Origin of the sequence: Corynebacterium sp. NML140438 (genome assembly GCF_001875725.1) — a bacterium.
In the GTDB taxonomy this organism is placed as follows: Bacteria; Actinomycetota; Actinomycetes; order Mycobacteriales; family Mycobacteriaceae; genus Corynebacterium.
Map to the genome: position 1 here is coordinate 57408 of NZ_MLCQ01000025.1, position 14027 is coordinate 71434.

At 61.9% G+C, this 14027-nt stretch carries 10 protein-coding genes and 1 pseudogene; 4 read left to right on the forward strand and 7 right to left on the reverse strand.

The features are described 5' to 3' along the window. Window positions 1-10 precede the first annotated feature (10 nt). On the forward strand, window positions 11-1972 hold the full coding sequence (locus tag BJP08_RS08410; protein WP_071569174.1) for an ATP-dependent DNA helicase: 1962 nt from the start codon (window positions 11-13) through the stop codon (window positions 1970-1972). Here the strand turns inward: BJP08_RS08410 and BJP08_RS08415 are convergent. The 4 genes from BJP08_RS08415 to nrdF all read right to left on the reverse strand — a co-directional run bounded on the left by BJP08_RS08415 (window position 1935) and on the right by nrdF (window position 7177). Continuing rightward, window positions 1935-2687: an aminoacyl-tRNA hydrolase gene (locus BJP08_RS08415; protein WP_071569175.1), complete on the reverse strand. Its 753-nt coding sequence runs from the start codon at window positions 2685-2687 to the stop codon at window positions 1935-1937. The genes BJP08_RS08410 and BJP08_RS08415 overlap by 38 nt on opposite strands. Further along, complete coding sequence (serB, locus tag BJP08_RS08420; RefSeq protein WP_071569176.1) at window positions 2684-3949, reverse strand: phosphoserine phosphatase SerB; 1266 nt, start codon at window positions 3947-3949, stop codon at window positions 2684-2686. The genes BJP08_RS08415 and serB overlap by 4 nt, the downstream gene beginning before the upstream one ends. Window positions 3950-4076: 127 nt before the next feature. Beyond that, window positions 4077-5813, reverse strand: coding sequence for a cytochrome c oxidase subunit I (ctaD, locus tag BJP08_RS08425; RefSeq protein WP_071569177.1), 1737 nt, complete (start codon window positions 5811-5813; stop codon window positions 4077-4079). 374 nt (window positions 5814-6187) lie between these two features. After that, window positions 6188-7177 carry a class 1b ribonucleoside-diphosphate reductase subunit beta gene (gene nrdF / locus BJP08_RS08430; RefSeq protein ID WP_071569186.1) on the reverse strand — a complete coding sequence of 330 codons (990 nt, stop codon included), beginning with the start codon at window positions 7175-7177 and terminating at the stop codon, window positions 6188-6190. Window positions 7178-7403: 226 nt separating this feature from the next. Here nrdF and BJP08_RS08435 point away from each other — a divergent pair, with 226 nt between their 5' ends. After that, window positions 7404-8126 carry a FadR/GntR family transcriptional regulator gene (locus tag BJP08_RS08435; RefSeq protein ID WP_071569178.1) on the forward strand — a complete coding sequence of 241 codons (723 nt, stop codon included), beginning with the start codon at window positions 7404-7406 and terminating at the stop codon, window positions 8124-8126. Window positions 8127-8150: 24 nt separating this feature from the next. Here the strand turns inward: BJP08_RS08435 and nrdE are convergent, their stop codons facing one another. The 3 genes and pseudogenes from nrdE to nrdH form a co-directional block, all read right to left on the reverse strand. Then, a complete protein-coding gene (gene nrdE, locus BJP08_RS08440) occupies window positions 8151-10319 on the reverse strand; it encodes a class 1b ribonucleoside-diphosphate reductase subunit alpha (protein WP_070361978.1) in 2169 nt (722 codons plus the stop codon). A gap of 151 nt (window positions 10320-10470) precedes the next feature. Further along, window positions 10471-10893 (reverse strand): annotated as a pseudogene (gene nrdI / locus BJP08_RS08445) (class Ib ribonucleoside-diphosphate reductase assembly flavoprotein NrdI); the annotation flags it as partial. Between the two features lie 69 nt (window positions 10894-10962). Beyond that, window positions 10963-11190: a glutaredoxin-like protein NrdH gene (gene nrdH / locus BJP08_RS08450; RefSeq protein ID WP_070361976.1), complete on the reverse strand. Its 228-nt coding sequence runs from the start codon at window positions 11188-11190 to the stop codon at window positions 10963-10965. 268 nt (window positions 11191-11458) lie between these two features. Here nrdH and BJP08_RS08455 point away from each other — a divergent pair, with 268 nt between their 5' ends. Both BJP08_RS08455 and crtI read left to right on the forward strand, forming a co-directional pair. Beyond that, window positions 11459-12280 carry a phytoene/squalene synthase family protein gene (locus tag BJP08_RS08455; RefSeq protein WP_083428488.1) on the forward strand — a complete coding sequence of 274 codons (822 nt, stop codon included), beginning with the start codon at window positions 11459-11461 and terminating at the stop codon, window positions 12278-12280. Further along, window positions 12277-13836 carry a phytoene desaturase family protein gene (crtI, locus tag BJP08_RS08460; protein ID WP_071569180.1) on the forward strand — a complete coding sequence of 520 codons (1560 nt, stop codon included), beginning with the start codon at window positions 12277-12279 and terminating at the stop codon, window positions 13834-13836. Before BJP08_RS08455 ends, crtI begins: the two co-directional genes overlap by 4 nt. The last annotated feature ends 191 nt before the right edge of the window (window positions 13837-14027 follow it).

A 14027-nucleotide genomic window follows, 5' to 3' on the forward strand; every position in this document is an offset into this window, starting at 1 on the left:
CTTTCCCGATGTGAGTGACCAGCCTTTCGCCCAAACGACCGAAGACCTGCTCGCGGCCGCCGTCGCCGCGCTCGGCGGCGCAGAGCGCCCCGGGCAGGTCGCGATGGCGAAGGCCGTCACCAAAGCGATCGACGCCGGACGCCACCTCGCCGTCCAAGCGGGCACAGGCACCGGCAAGTCACTCGCCTACCTCATCCCCGCCATCCGGCATGCGCAGCAGTCGGACAGCACGGTCGTCGTATCGACGGCCACCATCGCGCTGCAGCGCCAGCTCGTCGAGCGCGACCTGCCCCGGCTCGCCGACGCTCTCGAGCCGCTGCTGGAGCGCCGCCCCACCTTCGCGATCCAGAAGGGGCGCAACAACTACGTCTGCCTGCACAAAATTGGGCTGGACGAGGAGACCCCGGAAGCGCTCATCGAGGAAGACGACATTTCCTGGCTGGGCAAGCACGTCAAGCGCGTCGCCGAGTGGGCACAGGACACCGAGACCGGCGACCGCGACGACCTCGAGCCCGGCGTCCCCGATCTGGCGTGGCGCCAGGTGTCCGTCACCTCCAACGAGTGTCTCGGGGCGAGCCGCTGCCCGCACGGCGAGGAGTGCTTCGCCGAACTTGCGCGGGAGAAGACCCGCTCCGTCGACGTGGTGGTGACCAACCACGCGCTGCTCGCTATCGACGCCCTCTCCGAGGTCGACGTACTGCCGGAGCACGACGTCGTCATCATCGACGAGGCCCACGAGCTCGACGGGCGCATCACCTCGGTGGCCACCAACGAACTGTCCGCCCGCGCGCTCACACTCGCGGCGCGGCGTGCGGGCAAGCTCGGTGCGGACAAGGCGGTACTCGAAGACGTCGCCGATGACTTCAACGCAGCGCTCGCGCTGGAGGAGCCCGGCCGCTGGGAACGGATCTCCGATCCCGCGCGCGGCGCCTTCACCGGTGTGCGCGACGCACTGTGGCGCACCCGCAACGCCATCGCCGATGCTCCCGAGGGCGAGGCCGCGAACGACCCGGAAACCGCCGCCGAACGCGGCAACCTCAAGAACCACCTCGAGGACCTGCACGACGCCACCGTCCGCATCCTCGAGGTCTTCGACGAGGACGACCCTGCCAAGCATTACGACGTGGTGTGGCTGACGCGCTCCGACAAGTACGACGACTCCGTGGCCGTCGCCCCGCTCTCCGTCGCTGCGTTGCTGCGGGAGAAGCTCTTCGGTGAGCACACCGTGGTACTCACCTCCGCCACGCTGACTGTCGGCGGAAACTTCAACGCCATGGCGGCCTCCTGGGGGCTTCCCGACAAGACCTGGGACAGCCTCGACGCCGGCACTCCCTTCGACCCGGCGAAGTCCGGCATCCTCTACACCGCCAAGCACCTGCCTGCCCCGGGTCGCGACGGCCTGTCGGACGCGACGCTCGACGAGATCGCCGAGCTCATCACCGCCGCTGGCGGCCGCACACTCGGTTTGTTCTCTTCGCGCCGCGCCGCCCAGCAGGCCGCGGAGGCGATGCGCACCCGGCTCCCCTTCGACATCATGCTGCAGGGCGAGGACTCGACCGGCGCGCTCGTGGACAAGTTCGCCCGCAACGAGAACAGCTGCCTGTTCGGCACGCTGACCCTCTGGCAGGGTGTCGACGTCCCCGGCCGCGCCCTTTCCCTCGTCATCATCGACCGAATCCCATTCCCCCGTCCCGACGACCCGCTGCTGCAGGCTCGCGCCAACGCCGCGGATGCTGCCGGGCGATCCGGGTTTATGGAGGTGTCCGCGACCCACGCCGCCCTCCTCATGGCGCAGGGCGCGGGTCGCCTGTTGCGCTCGGTCAGTGACCGCGGCGTCGTCGCCGTGCTCGACAACCGCTTAGTGACGAAGCGCTACGGCTCCTTCCTGCGCCGCAGCCTCCCAGCCTTCTGGGAGACCACCAACCCCGAGACCGTCAGAGGCGCACTGCAACGTTTGGTGGCGGCTCGCTAAACGCGAGCGCCGTCACCGAGCCTGGCACGACCTCGGTAAAGCCGGCGTCGGCGACCACCACACCGTCGTCTTCGCGCGCGTACGCGAGGCACTCCGCGAACACGTCACTGTCCGCCTCGCGGACGCTCAACGGGAAGCCGTCTTCGGCCCACGCCTGCACCCACTCGAGCGGGCGCTCCGCCGCAAGCAGCATCGAAGCATGACCCACCTGCGCCGCCGCCTTCCCCGCGGACATCTCGAGCCCGGCATCCACCACAATCACAGGTATCGACGCCTCCACCGGCCCCTCCACGGACTCCAGCGGCAAATCCGTCCCCTTGATCTGCAGCTTCGCCACCTCATGCGGGACATCACGCACCGCGGACGGGACGAACGCCCGCACCGACCCGACAGTCACACCCGGCACAGTCTGCACGTCCAGCCATGCCTTGTTGCGAGCTCGGCGCGTGACCTTGCGGATGCGGTGGTCGTACCAGCGCTGCAGGTGCTCCCGCCACGGACCAGGCAGGCCGGCTTGTTCCGAGAGGCAGACGGCGACGGTGGCGCGGGCGGCGTCGACAAGCATGGCGTTGCGTGGCGGCGGATCCTGCTTCGGCAGGTTGATGACCAGCTGCATCGCCTGCACCGTATCCGGGTCGCGGGGATCCTCGCTGCGCTGCCGGTAATCAGCGCTGGTGCGCTCGTGCAGGAGCTGCCAGGCTAGCTCTCTACTCATGCTTCAGGGCTCGTTAGTGCGACGCGGCCGTCGATACCTTGACGTTCGTTCGAGTCGTCGATCTCGTCGCGCGGAATGCCGATCATGTAGAGCACCTCGTCCAGGAACGGGTGGTTCACCGATGCGTCCGCGATTTCCTTCAGCGCCGGCTTCGCGTTAAACGCGATGCCCAGTCCCGCGACCGACAGCATGTCGATATCGTTCGCGCCATCGCCCACCGCGATCGTCTGGTCCATGCGCAGGCCACTATCCTCAGCAAACTCGCGCAGGAATTCCGCCTTCGCCTGACGGTCCACCACCTTGCCGATCACCCGACCCGTCAGCTTGCCGTCCGCAATCTCGAGGGTGTTCGCGCGTACGTAGTCGAGCTCCAACTCCTCGGCCAACCCCTCGAGCACCTGGATGAACCCGCCGGACACCACTGCGGTGCGGAACCCCATCGAGTTCAGCGTACGAATCGTGGTCCTTGCACCAGGCGTGAGCACGATGTCCTTCGCCACCTGGTCAATAACCGACGCGTCGAGCCCCGCCAGCGCCTTCACGCGCTCACGCAGCGACTCTTCAAAGTCGAGTTCGCCGCGCATCGCGCGCTCCGTCACAGCGGCGACCTCCGCCTCACGGCCCGCGTGCGCCGCAAGCATCTCGATGACCTCGCCAGTAATCAAGGTTGAGTCGCAGTCGAAACACACCAGGCGCTTCATCCTGCGGTGCAGACCCGCGTGTTCCATCGCGAGGTCGATGCCCAACTCGGCGGAGATCTCCGCGAGCTTCTTGCGGATCTCCTGCCCATCACCCGGCGAATAATCCGGAATGGTAATGCACAGCTCCAGGCCCGTCACCGGGTACTGCGCGATGCCACGAATCGTGTCGATGTTTGCGCCTACCGATGCCAATTCCGTCCCCAACCTGGAAACTGCCTCCGCCGTGACAGGATTCCCGAGTGCCACGACCACGTGCGTCGAGCACGGGCGGCGCTCGGAACGCTCGGACACGTCTGTCTCGATCGTGACACGTTGCCCGTAGTCCCACAGAGCCACGCGCAGCTCACGTTCGATGTCTACCAAGTCGTTCGGGTCCATGCCCACGAAGGCTGCCAACATGAGGCGTCCCCGGAAGTCCGTCTGCTCAACGTCAAGCAGCTGGACGTTATGGCGCGACAGGGTGGCAAAGAACGACCCCGATACGCCCGGCCGGTCAGGGCCCGCTGCGGTGATGACCGCGGGCTTGAGCCCTTCTTGCAGCTCTACCTCAAACGCCGTCATTGTTGGTGTACTCCTTCGTGTTTCTGGCTGACTGTGATGAGAGTAGCACCTTTTGGCAACACAAAACCCCTCATCGGAGAACCGATGAGGGGTTTTGATCTGTCAGGATGAGGGGTTCACCGTTCGGTTACTTCCCGGAGTTTGTGCCCTTCCACGTTGCTGGGGTATCAGCCTTGTGGTTGCTGTGTGCCTCACGGCGCAGTTGCTCCACCATGTGCGGGTAGTGCAGCTCGAACGCAGGACGCTCGGAGCGGATACGTGGCAGCGCGGTGAAGTTGTGGCGCGGTGGCGGGCAGGAGGTTGCCCACTCGAGCGAGTTGCCGTAACCCCATGGGTCGTCCACGGTGACGATCTCGCCGTAGCGCCAGGACTTGATGACGTTCCAGATGAACGGCAGCATACCGATGCCCAGGATGAAGGAGCCGACCGTGGAGATCTGGTTCAGCAGCGTGAAGCCATCGGTGTCCAGGTAGTCAGCGTAGCGGCGTGGCATACCCATGTTGCCCAGCCAGTGCTGGACCAGGAAGGTCATGTTGAAGCCGATGAACGTGAACCAGAAGTGGATCTTGCCCAGGCGCTCGTCGAGCATGCGGCCGGTCATCTTCGGGAACCAGAAGTAAACGCCAGCGATTGCGGAGAACACCACGGTACCGAACAGGGTGTAGTGGAAGTGCGCAACCACGAAGTAGGAGTCGTGCAGCTGGAAGTCCAGCGGTGGCGAAGCCAGCATAATACCGGTCAGACCACCGAAGAGGAACGTGAACAGGAAGCCCATCGCCCAGAGCATCGGGGTCTCGAAGGTGATGTGACCGTTCCACATCGTGCCTACCCAGTTGAAGAACTTCACGCCGGTTGGGACGGAAATCAGGAAGGTCATGAAGGAGAAGAACGGGAGCAGGACGGCACCGGTTGCGAACATATGGTGCGCCCACACAGCCATCGACAGGCCAGCAATCGCGAGGGTTGCGAAGATCAGGCCGATGTAGCCGAACATTGGCTTACGGGAGAAGACCGGGATGATCTCGGAGATGATGCCGAAGAACGGCAGTGCCAGGACGTACACCTCAGGGTGTCCGAAGAACCAGAACAGGTGCTGCCACAGAATCGCGCCACCGTTTGCAGTGTCGTAGATGTGGCCACCCAGCAGACGGTCGTACAGCACGCCCAGTGCAGCAGCGAGCAGCAGCGGGAAGATCATCAGGGCGATGATCGAGGTGACGAACACGGTCCAGGTGAACGCTGGCATACGGAACATCGTCATGCCCGGCGCGCGCATGGTGAGCACGGTGGTCAGCATGTTAATTGCGGATGCGACGGTACCGATACCGGTTGCGCCCACACCAACGATCCACAGGTTTGCGGATACGGATGGGGTGTGCGTTGCGTCTGCAAGTGGCATGTACATGGTCCAGCCGAAGTCAGCTGCACCACCTGGGGTCAAGAACCCTGCCAGCATCGCGAACACGCCAACGGAGGTAATCCAGAAACCGAACGCGTTCAGACGTGGGAACGCCACGTCCGGCGCGCCAATCTGCAAAGGCAGGATGTAGTTGGCGAAGCCCCACACGACTGGGGTACCGAACGCGAGCAGCATCACGGTGCCGTGCATAGTGAACAGCTGGTTGAACTGCTCGTTGGACAGGAGCTGCAGGCCCGGGCTGAACAACTCAGCACGGATCAGCAGAGCCATCAAGCCACCAACGAAGAACCAGATAAAGGACATGATGATGTACATGATGCCCAGCTCTTTATGGTCTGTCGTGGTGAGCTGCTTATAAATCTGAGAGCCAATCCGGCCATTGCCAGTTGGCTCCGGACGTGTCGACTGGACTTTCGTCTCCAGCCTTGGCGCCACAGCGGTCATTCGTTCCTCCTGACTGTAACTTCCGCGCACAAAACAGGTACACGAAAGCTAATTCTGATACCGCATCATCTTAAGTGACGCGCCCATACATTTGCCAGCCTTTCCGGGCCTTTCCCCAACGTCCACGCCCTCGACCTGCCCCACCCGCATCGGGGCCACCACGACCTACCAGCCGAAACACCAGCAGTCACAGCAGTCACCGGATACATAGCACACGCTGGCATAGCCTCCGGGTTTCGAAACTCCTCCACACACGTCCCCCGTTTAGTATCAACCCAAAGTTTGGGGATGTTGACGCCCGAAAACGAAAAACGTGCCACCGCACAGCACTGCGGTGGCACGGAGAGGCGTCGAAAAGCACTCAGCTGACAAGGCTAGAAGTCCCAGTCATCATCCTCGGTTTCCTCGGCCTTACCAATGACGTAGGAGGAACCCGAACCGGAGAAGAAGTCGTGGTTCTCGTCAGCGTTCGGCGACAGGGACGCCAGGATCGCCGGCGAGACGCGAGCCTCGTCTACCGGGAAAAGACCCTCGTAACCAAGGTTGTTGAGCGCCTTGTTCGCGTTGTAGCGCAGGAAGCGCTTCACATCCTCGGTCCAACCCAGCGGATCGTAGATATCCTCGGTGTACTGAATCTCGTTCTCGTACAGGTCGTAGAGAATGTCGAAGGCGTACTCCTTGAGTTCCTCCTGACGTTCCGGCGACTCGTCGCGCAGGCCGACCTGGTACTTGTAACCGATGTAGTAGCCGTGCACTGCTTCGTCGCGAATGATGAGGCGGATAATGTCCGCGGTGTTCGTGAGCTTCGAGTGCACAGCCCAGTTCAGTGGCAGATAGAAGCCCGAGTAGAAGAGGAAGGACTCCAGCATAACGGAGGCAACCTTCTTCTTCATTGGGTCGTCGCCACGGTAGTAGGACTCGACAATCTTCGCCTTGCGCTGCACCTCTTTGTTTTCTTCCGTCCAGCGGAACGCGTCGTTAATCTGCGGGGTGGACGCCAGCGTCATGAAAATGTTCGAGTAGGACTTGGCGTGGACGGACTCCATGAACGCAATGTTCGTATAGACGGCCTCTTCGTGGAGCGTCTTCGCGTCCGGCAGCAGCGATACCGCACCGACGGTCCCCTGCAACGTATCCAGCAGCGTCAGGTTCGCAAACACGCGCATCGTGGAGAGCTGCTCATCGTCAGTCAGGGTGTTCCAGCTCGGAATGTCATTCGACACCGGGATCTTCTCCGGCAGCCAGAAGTTACCCGTGAGGCGATCCCACACCTCAAGGTCCTTCTCATCGGGGATTTCGTTCCAGTTAATCGCCTTCATCGGCTCCTTATGAGCCTGCAGATAGCGTAGATACTCTTCAGTCATGGTGCCCATCTTAGCGCGAGCCCCGCGGACACTTCACGGGGGTGAAGTCCGGGCAGCAGATTTTGACTTTCACCGGAACCAACCAGCCCTTTACCACCAGTTCGCCGAGCTATTCACTCCGAACTACCCCCGACAGTGCCCGACTTGTTGGGTTGAAGTTCACAGCCGGGGTTATGCTGATTAATAATCCCATTGCAAAAATATCGATACATGAAGGATGAATAGCATGCCTCTCACCCTCGACCCAGCAGAATCCGCCGAAGGACCACTCCTCACTAAGGTGCTCGACGAGCTTGGGGGCGAGATCGTATCGGGGACAATGGCTCCCGGGGAACGCTTCACGCTCCAGGATCTCTCTGACCGGTTTGGGATCTCACGCACGGTCGCACGCGAGGCAATGCGCGCACTGGAGCAACTCGGCCTCGTAAGTTCGTCACGCCGCGTTGGCATTAAAGTGCTGACCGAAGAACACTGGGCCGTCTTTGACCAGGCCGTGATCCGTTGGAGGCTCAGCAGCGAAGCACACCGCGCAAAGCAGATCGTCTCGCTGGACCAACTCCGAAAGGCGATCGAGCCGGTCGCGTCGGCACTCGCAGCAACGAACGCGACGAAGGAACAGGCGCAGGAACTTAGGTCTTTAGCCGAGCAACTCATGGAGCTCTCCGAAGCTGGACAGGGCAACACGGACGCGTTCCTCGAGGCGGATAAACGTTTTCACACCTTAATATTGGAGTGCTCCGGCAACGAGATGTTTAGCACCCTCGCCCTTCCCATTCTGTACGTGCTTGAAGGGCGCACCCGCTACGGCATCATGCCGAACGACCCACACCTTGATGCAATGGCATACCACCTGAAAGTAGCAGAAGCCATCCAATCCGGCGACTCAACAGGAGCAGAAAACGCATCCTGGAGCCTTCTGCGCGGAGTGGACGGCTTCGTCGAGTTCTAAGCCAGCGCTGTTCTCAACCAGTGCTTACAGCATGCAGGATACGCAGCCCTCGATCTCGGTGCCCTCAAGGGCCATCTGGCGCAGGCGGATGTAGTACAGGGACTTAATGCCCTTGCGCCATGCGTAGATCTGCGCGCGGTTCAGGTCGCGCGTCGTCACCGTGTCCTTGAAGAACAGGGTCAGCGACAGGCCCTGGTCGACGTACTTCGTAGCGACAGCGTAGGTGTCGACGATCTTCTCGAAGCCGATCTCGTAGGCGTCGTCGAAGTACTCGGTGTTGTCGTTGTTCAGGTGAGGCGCCGGGTAGTAGACGCGACCGATCTTGCCTTCCTTACGGATCTCAATCTTCGACGCGATCGGGTGGATCGAGGAGGTCGAGTTGTTGATGTAAGAAATCGAGCCGGTCGGCGGGATTGCCTGCAGGTAGCGGTTGTAGATGCCGTCGCGAGCGACCGCTTCTTTCAGTGCTGCCCACTCTTCGGCCGTCGGCACTGCAATCGTCGACTTTTCGAACAGCGCCTTGACCTTCTCCGTCTTCGGCTGGAAATCCTCCGGGTTGTAGCGGTCGAAGAACTCGCCGGTGGCGTACTCGGAGCGCTCGAAGTCTTCGAACTTCTTGCCCGTCTCCACTGCGATCTTGTGCGATGCCTTGATGCACTCGTACATCACGGCCGCGAAGTAGGCGTTCGTAAAGTCGAGGCCTTCCTCTGAGCCGTAGTGGATGTGCTCGCGGCCAAGGAATCCGTGCAAGTTCATCTGGCCCAGGCCGATGGCGTGAGAGGCGTCGTTACCCTCACGGATCGACGGCACCGAATCAATCGACGTCTTGTCCGCCACCGCAGTAAGACCGCGGATTGCCGTCTCGACGGTGCGGGAGAAGTCGTCGGAATCCATCGCCATCGCAATGTTCAAGGAGCCAAGGTTGCAGGAAATATCGTGGCCGACCTTCGCGTACGTCAGGTCAGCGTTGAGCTCCGACGGGGAATTGACCTGCAGGATCTCGGAGCACAAGTTGGACATGTTAATGCGGCCAGTCTTGACCGGGTTCGCTCGGTTCGCGGTGTCCTCGAACATGATGTACGGGTAGCCGGACTCGAACTGGATCTCCGCCAGCGTCTGGAAGAACTGACGCGCATTAATCTTCGACTTGTGGATGCGCGGGTCTTCCACCATCTCTTCGTACTTCTCGGTCACGGAGATGTCGGCGAACGGCACACCGTAGACACGCTCGACGTCGTACGGCGAGAAGAGGTACATGTCGTCGTTGCGTTTCGCCAGCTCAAAGGTGATGTCTGGGACGACGACGCCCAGCGAGAGCGTTTTAATACGAATCTTCTCGTCGGCGTTTTCGCGCTTGGTATCCAAGAACTTCATGATGTCCGGGTGGTGCGCGTTGAGATACACAGCACCTGCGCCCTGACGTGCGCCGAGCTGGTTCGCGTAGGAGAAGGAGTCCTCCAGCAGCTTCATCACTGGAATCACACCAGACGACTGGTTCTCGATGTGCTTAATGGGCGCGCCGGCCTCACGAATGTTCGACAGCAACAGCGCCACGCCGCCGCCACGCTTCGACAGCTGCAACGAGGAGTTAATCGCACGGCCGATGGACTCCATGTTGTCCTCGATGCGCAGCAGGAAGCAAGACACGAGCTCGCCACGCTGCGCCTTGCCTGCGTTCAGGAAGGTCGGCGTCGCCGGCTGAAAGCGGCCCGTCATAATCTCGTCGACGAGCGCGGATGCCACCTCTTCCCTGCCGTCGGCGAGGAAGAGCGCGGTCATCGCCACGCGGTCCTCGAAGCGCTCGAGGTAACGGCGACCGTCGAATGTCTTCAGCGTGTAGGAGGTGTAGTACTTGTACGCGCCCAGGAAGGACTTGAAGCGGAACTTAAAGGCATACGCACGCTTGAACGTGTCCTTCACGAACTCCCAGTCATATGCCTCAATAACCTCGGGCTCGTAGTACTTGTTGTCCACCAGGTACTTCATCTTCTCTTCGAGGTCGTGGAAGTACACCGTGTTCTGGTTCACGTGCTGCAGGAAGAACTGATTCGCAGCCTCGCGGTCCTTATCGAACTGGATCTGGCCGTTTTCGTCGTACAGGTTCAGTAGCGCGTTGAGCGTGTGGTAGTCCAGCTTGTCAGCCTCGTTGACTGGCTCCGGCACATTCTTGCCATGAATAGGGTTCGTAGACACAGATATCCTCTTGATGGTTCAGCGTTGATTAACGATCGGCGTTACGGTATTTATTTGTATATTTCTCGCGCAGTTGCGCTAAGCGTTGTGCGTTTTCCTGTCCCGGCAGCTGCCCAACCGACTCTAGCGCTTCCTCCTGCTCGGGGGTCAGCGGCAGCAAACCGAGGCGGTCGGCGTGCTCGATCAGCTGGTTGCGCACGCGAAGCACGTCGTCATCAGTACCCAGCAGCTCAAAGCGGAAAAGGTACGGGACATTGCACTTCTCCGATATTACGTCACCAGCCAGGCCGTAGTCCGTGCCAAAGTTGGAGTTGCCAGACGCGATGACGCCACGGATATAGCTGCGGTTGTGTTCGTCATTCAAAAACTTGATGACCTGCGGCGGGACAGGTTTGGTGTTCACGTGCGTCATCGATACGCCCCCGCCATAGGTCGGGCAGATGAGGACGTAGGGCTCGTCGATAATTGGTGCTGGGTCCGTGCGCCGCAACGGAATACGCTGCGCCGGAAGCCTCACCTTATCGACGAACCGCTTCGTCGTCTCTGTCAACGACGAGAAGTACACGATCAGCATGTTGGATGCCCTCTACATAAAAAGAGCCACCAATGTGTAAAACACTAGCGGCGTGAGACGTCGGAAGAGTTAAGCCGCAGCCAGGCCACGGATGCGCTCCGGGCGGAACCCGGACCAGTGCTCGCCGTTGACCTCAACGACTGGTGCCTGGAGGTAGCCGAGCGCGAGGACGTAGTCACGCGCTTCGTCGTCGACGGAGATATCTACGAGGTCGTACTCCAGCCCTGCTTTTTCGAGTGCTTTGGTAGTTGCTTTGCACTGCATGCACGCCGGCTTGGTGTAAACGGTAATAGACATAACCTGTGGGTTCTCTCTCTACATAAAATGAAGACTATTTCGGGAGTTTTCCCCGCGCCGTCTTGATCGGCGCTACAAGAGAAGACACTATACCTTGGGTGATATTTCTGCAAGTGATACTACATATAGTAGTTACAGGCATGGTATTCCCAGCACGACTCCTCAGGAGGGTCCACATGTAGCCTAAACTATGAAACATCACTCCCACCGATCTGAAAGCCCGCCAATGTTTCGCTCCCACCCCAGCCCGCCACAACGCTACAGCCACATGGCCCGGCGCGCCGCGAGCGAGGTCATTGACAGCTATTCGACGAGCTTCGGCACCGCCACCCGACTGCTTCCCGAGCCGCAACGCACCGACATCCGCAACCTCTACGCGGTCGTGCGCATCGCCGACGAAATTGTCGACGGCGCCGCCCCGGCTTCCGAGCGCGCAGCAACCCTCGAGGACTACGAGCAACGAGTCCTCGGCGCCGCCGCAGCCGCGTTTCACACCGACCCGATCCTCCACGCCTTCGCCGAGACCGCGCGCCGCTGTAACTTCGACGACGCCCACCTGGCTGCGTTCTTCGCCTCGATGCTCCACGACATTTCCGGTGCGGTGCACACGGAGGCCTCCGTCGAGGAGTACATCTACGGGTCCGCGGAGGTCATCGGCCTGCTGTGCGTGGACGTCTTCTTCGGGGGCCGACGCCCGCCCCAGGCCGAGTATGACTTACTGCAGGAGGGCGCGCGGGCGCTGGGGGCCGCGTTCCAAAAGGTGAACTTTTTGCGCGACTACGCCGACGACACCACCCGACTGGCCCGCAACTATTTTCCGCAGACGCCGCACCCGCTCAGCGTGGCAGGCAGGGATGCAATCATCGCCGATATCCGGCGCGACTTTGATGCCGCGTGGGCTGCAATTCCCGCGCTGCCAAAGCGCTGCGGGGTCGCGGTTGCGGCGGCGACAAACCTATTCGAGGCACTCACCGGCCTGCTGGCGGACACGCCTCCGGCGACCATCCGTACGACACGGGTCCGGGTGTCCGCGCCGCGGAAAGCAGCCATCATCGCACGAACCGTTGTAACGGGAAGGAGGCTGCAGTGACTGAGCGCGTTGTCATTATTGGCGGGGGCATCGCCGGCCTGGCGACTGCGTGCCTGCTGGCGAAACGAGGTGCGGCGGTGGTCGTCGTCGAGAAGAATGGGCACCTTGGCGGGCGCGCGGACGAGCTACGCATCGACGGGTTCCGCTTCGAGACCGGCCCATCCTGGTACCTCATGCCCGAAGCCTACGACCACTTCTTCGAGCTCATGGGCACCTCCACCGCGGCCGAGCTCGACCTGCAGCTACTCGACCCCGGCTACCGCATCTACCCCGAGCATCACCCGCTTCTCGACGTCCCCTTCGGCACCGACGCCGTCGCCGACCTCTTCGAATCCCTCGAGCCCGGCGCGGGCGACGCGCTGCGCGACTACCTCGCCAGCGCCGCCGACGTCTACGACATCGCACTCGACCGCTTCCTCTACACCACGTTCAGCTCACTGCGGCCGTTCCTGCACCGCGATGTCATCGCGCGGGCATTCACTCTCGCGGTGCTGCTGCTCCAGCCGCTGCAGTGCTACGTGGACAAACGTTTCCGCGACCCGCGCCTGCGCCAGATCCTGCAGTACCCGGCGGTGTTCCTGTCCTCACAGCCGCGCGACACCCCAAGCCTGTATCACCTGATGAGCCACACCGACCTCACCCTCGGCGTGCGCTACCCACAAGGCGGCTTCAGTGGCATCGTCGCCGCGCTCGAGCGGCTCGCCCGCACCCACGGCGTCGAGTTTTTGCTCGAGCACGAGGCGACCCGCATCGAAGTTATCGACGGCTCCACCACCGGCGTCCACGTGCACAGCGACAGCGGAGAACTCTTCCTGCCTGCCGACGCCGTCGTCGCCGCCAGCGACCTGCACCACACCGAGTCCTCCTTGCTTCCCGAGTCCGCGCGCACCTACTCCGAGGCGCACTTCAAACGCCACAACCCAGGTGTCAGCTGTGTGCTCGCGCTCGTTGGGGTGCGCGGAGAACTACCCGAGCTACTGCACCACACGCTGTTCTTTTCCGAGGATTGGGACGAGGACTTCAACGCGGTGTTTCCTTCTTCGGGTGGCGGTGGCTCGCGTGGCGCATCGCGCTCGATCTACGTGTGCAAGCCCTCCGCCACAGACCCGACTGTCGCCCCGTCCGGGTGCGAGAACCTGTTCGTGCTCATCCCGGTCGCAGCCGACCCGTCGCTCGGTCACGGGGACGCGTACGGCGCTGCAGAGTCCCCACGTGTCGCCGCCATCGTTGACGCGACACTCGACCTCATCGCCACACGCACCGGCGTCGCTGACCTGCGGGAGCGGGTCGTCGTGAAGCGGACTATCGGCCCCGCCGACTTCGCCGGGCGCTACTACTCCTTCGCTGGTGGCGCGATCGGGCCGGCGCACACCCTGCGACAATCAGCATTCTTCCGCGGTCGCAACGTGTCCGCCAAGGTGGACAACTTGTACTACGCCGGGCAAACCACCGTCCCGGGCGTCGGCGTGCCCATGTGCCTCATTTCTGCGGAGAACGTGGTCAAGCGCATGCTCGGGCTTCGTGACGCATCTCCACTCACACAAACACAAATATAGGCATTATTGTATTTGGCCAAAGATTCAGTTTAGGGAGTTCCCACCGTGCCTAGACGTTGGGTGCGTCCCAGTCCCACGTCGGTGCAGCCTCATCCGCAAACGAATCCACACCCCACCCATCCAACTCAATCTCGGCAGCATCATCGCGATACCCCACCCGACCAGGCGCAAACACCCACTGCTCACCACTA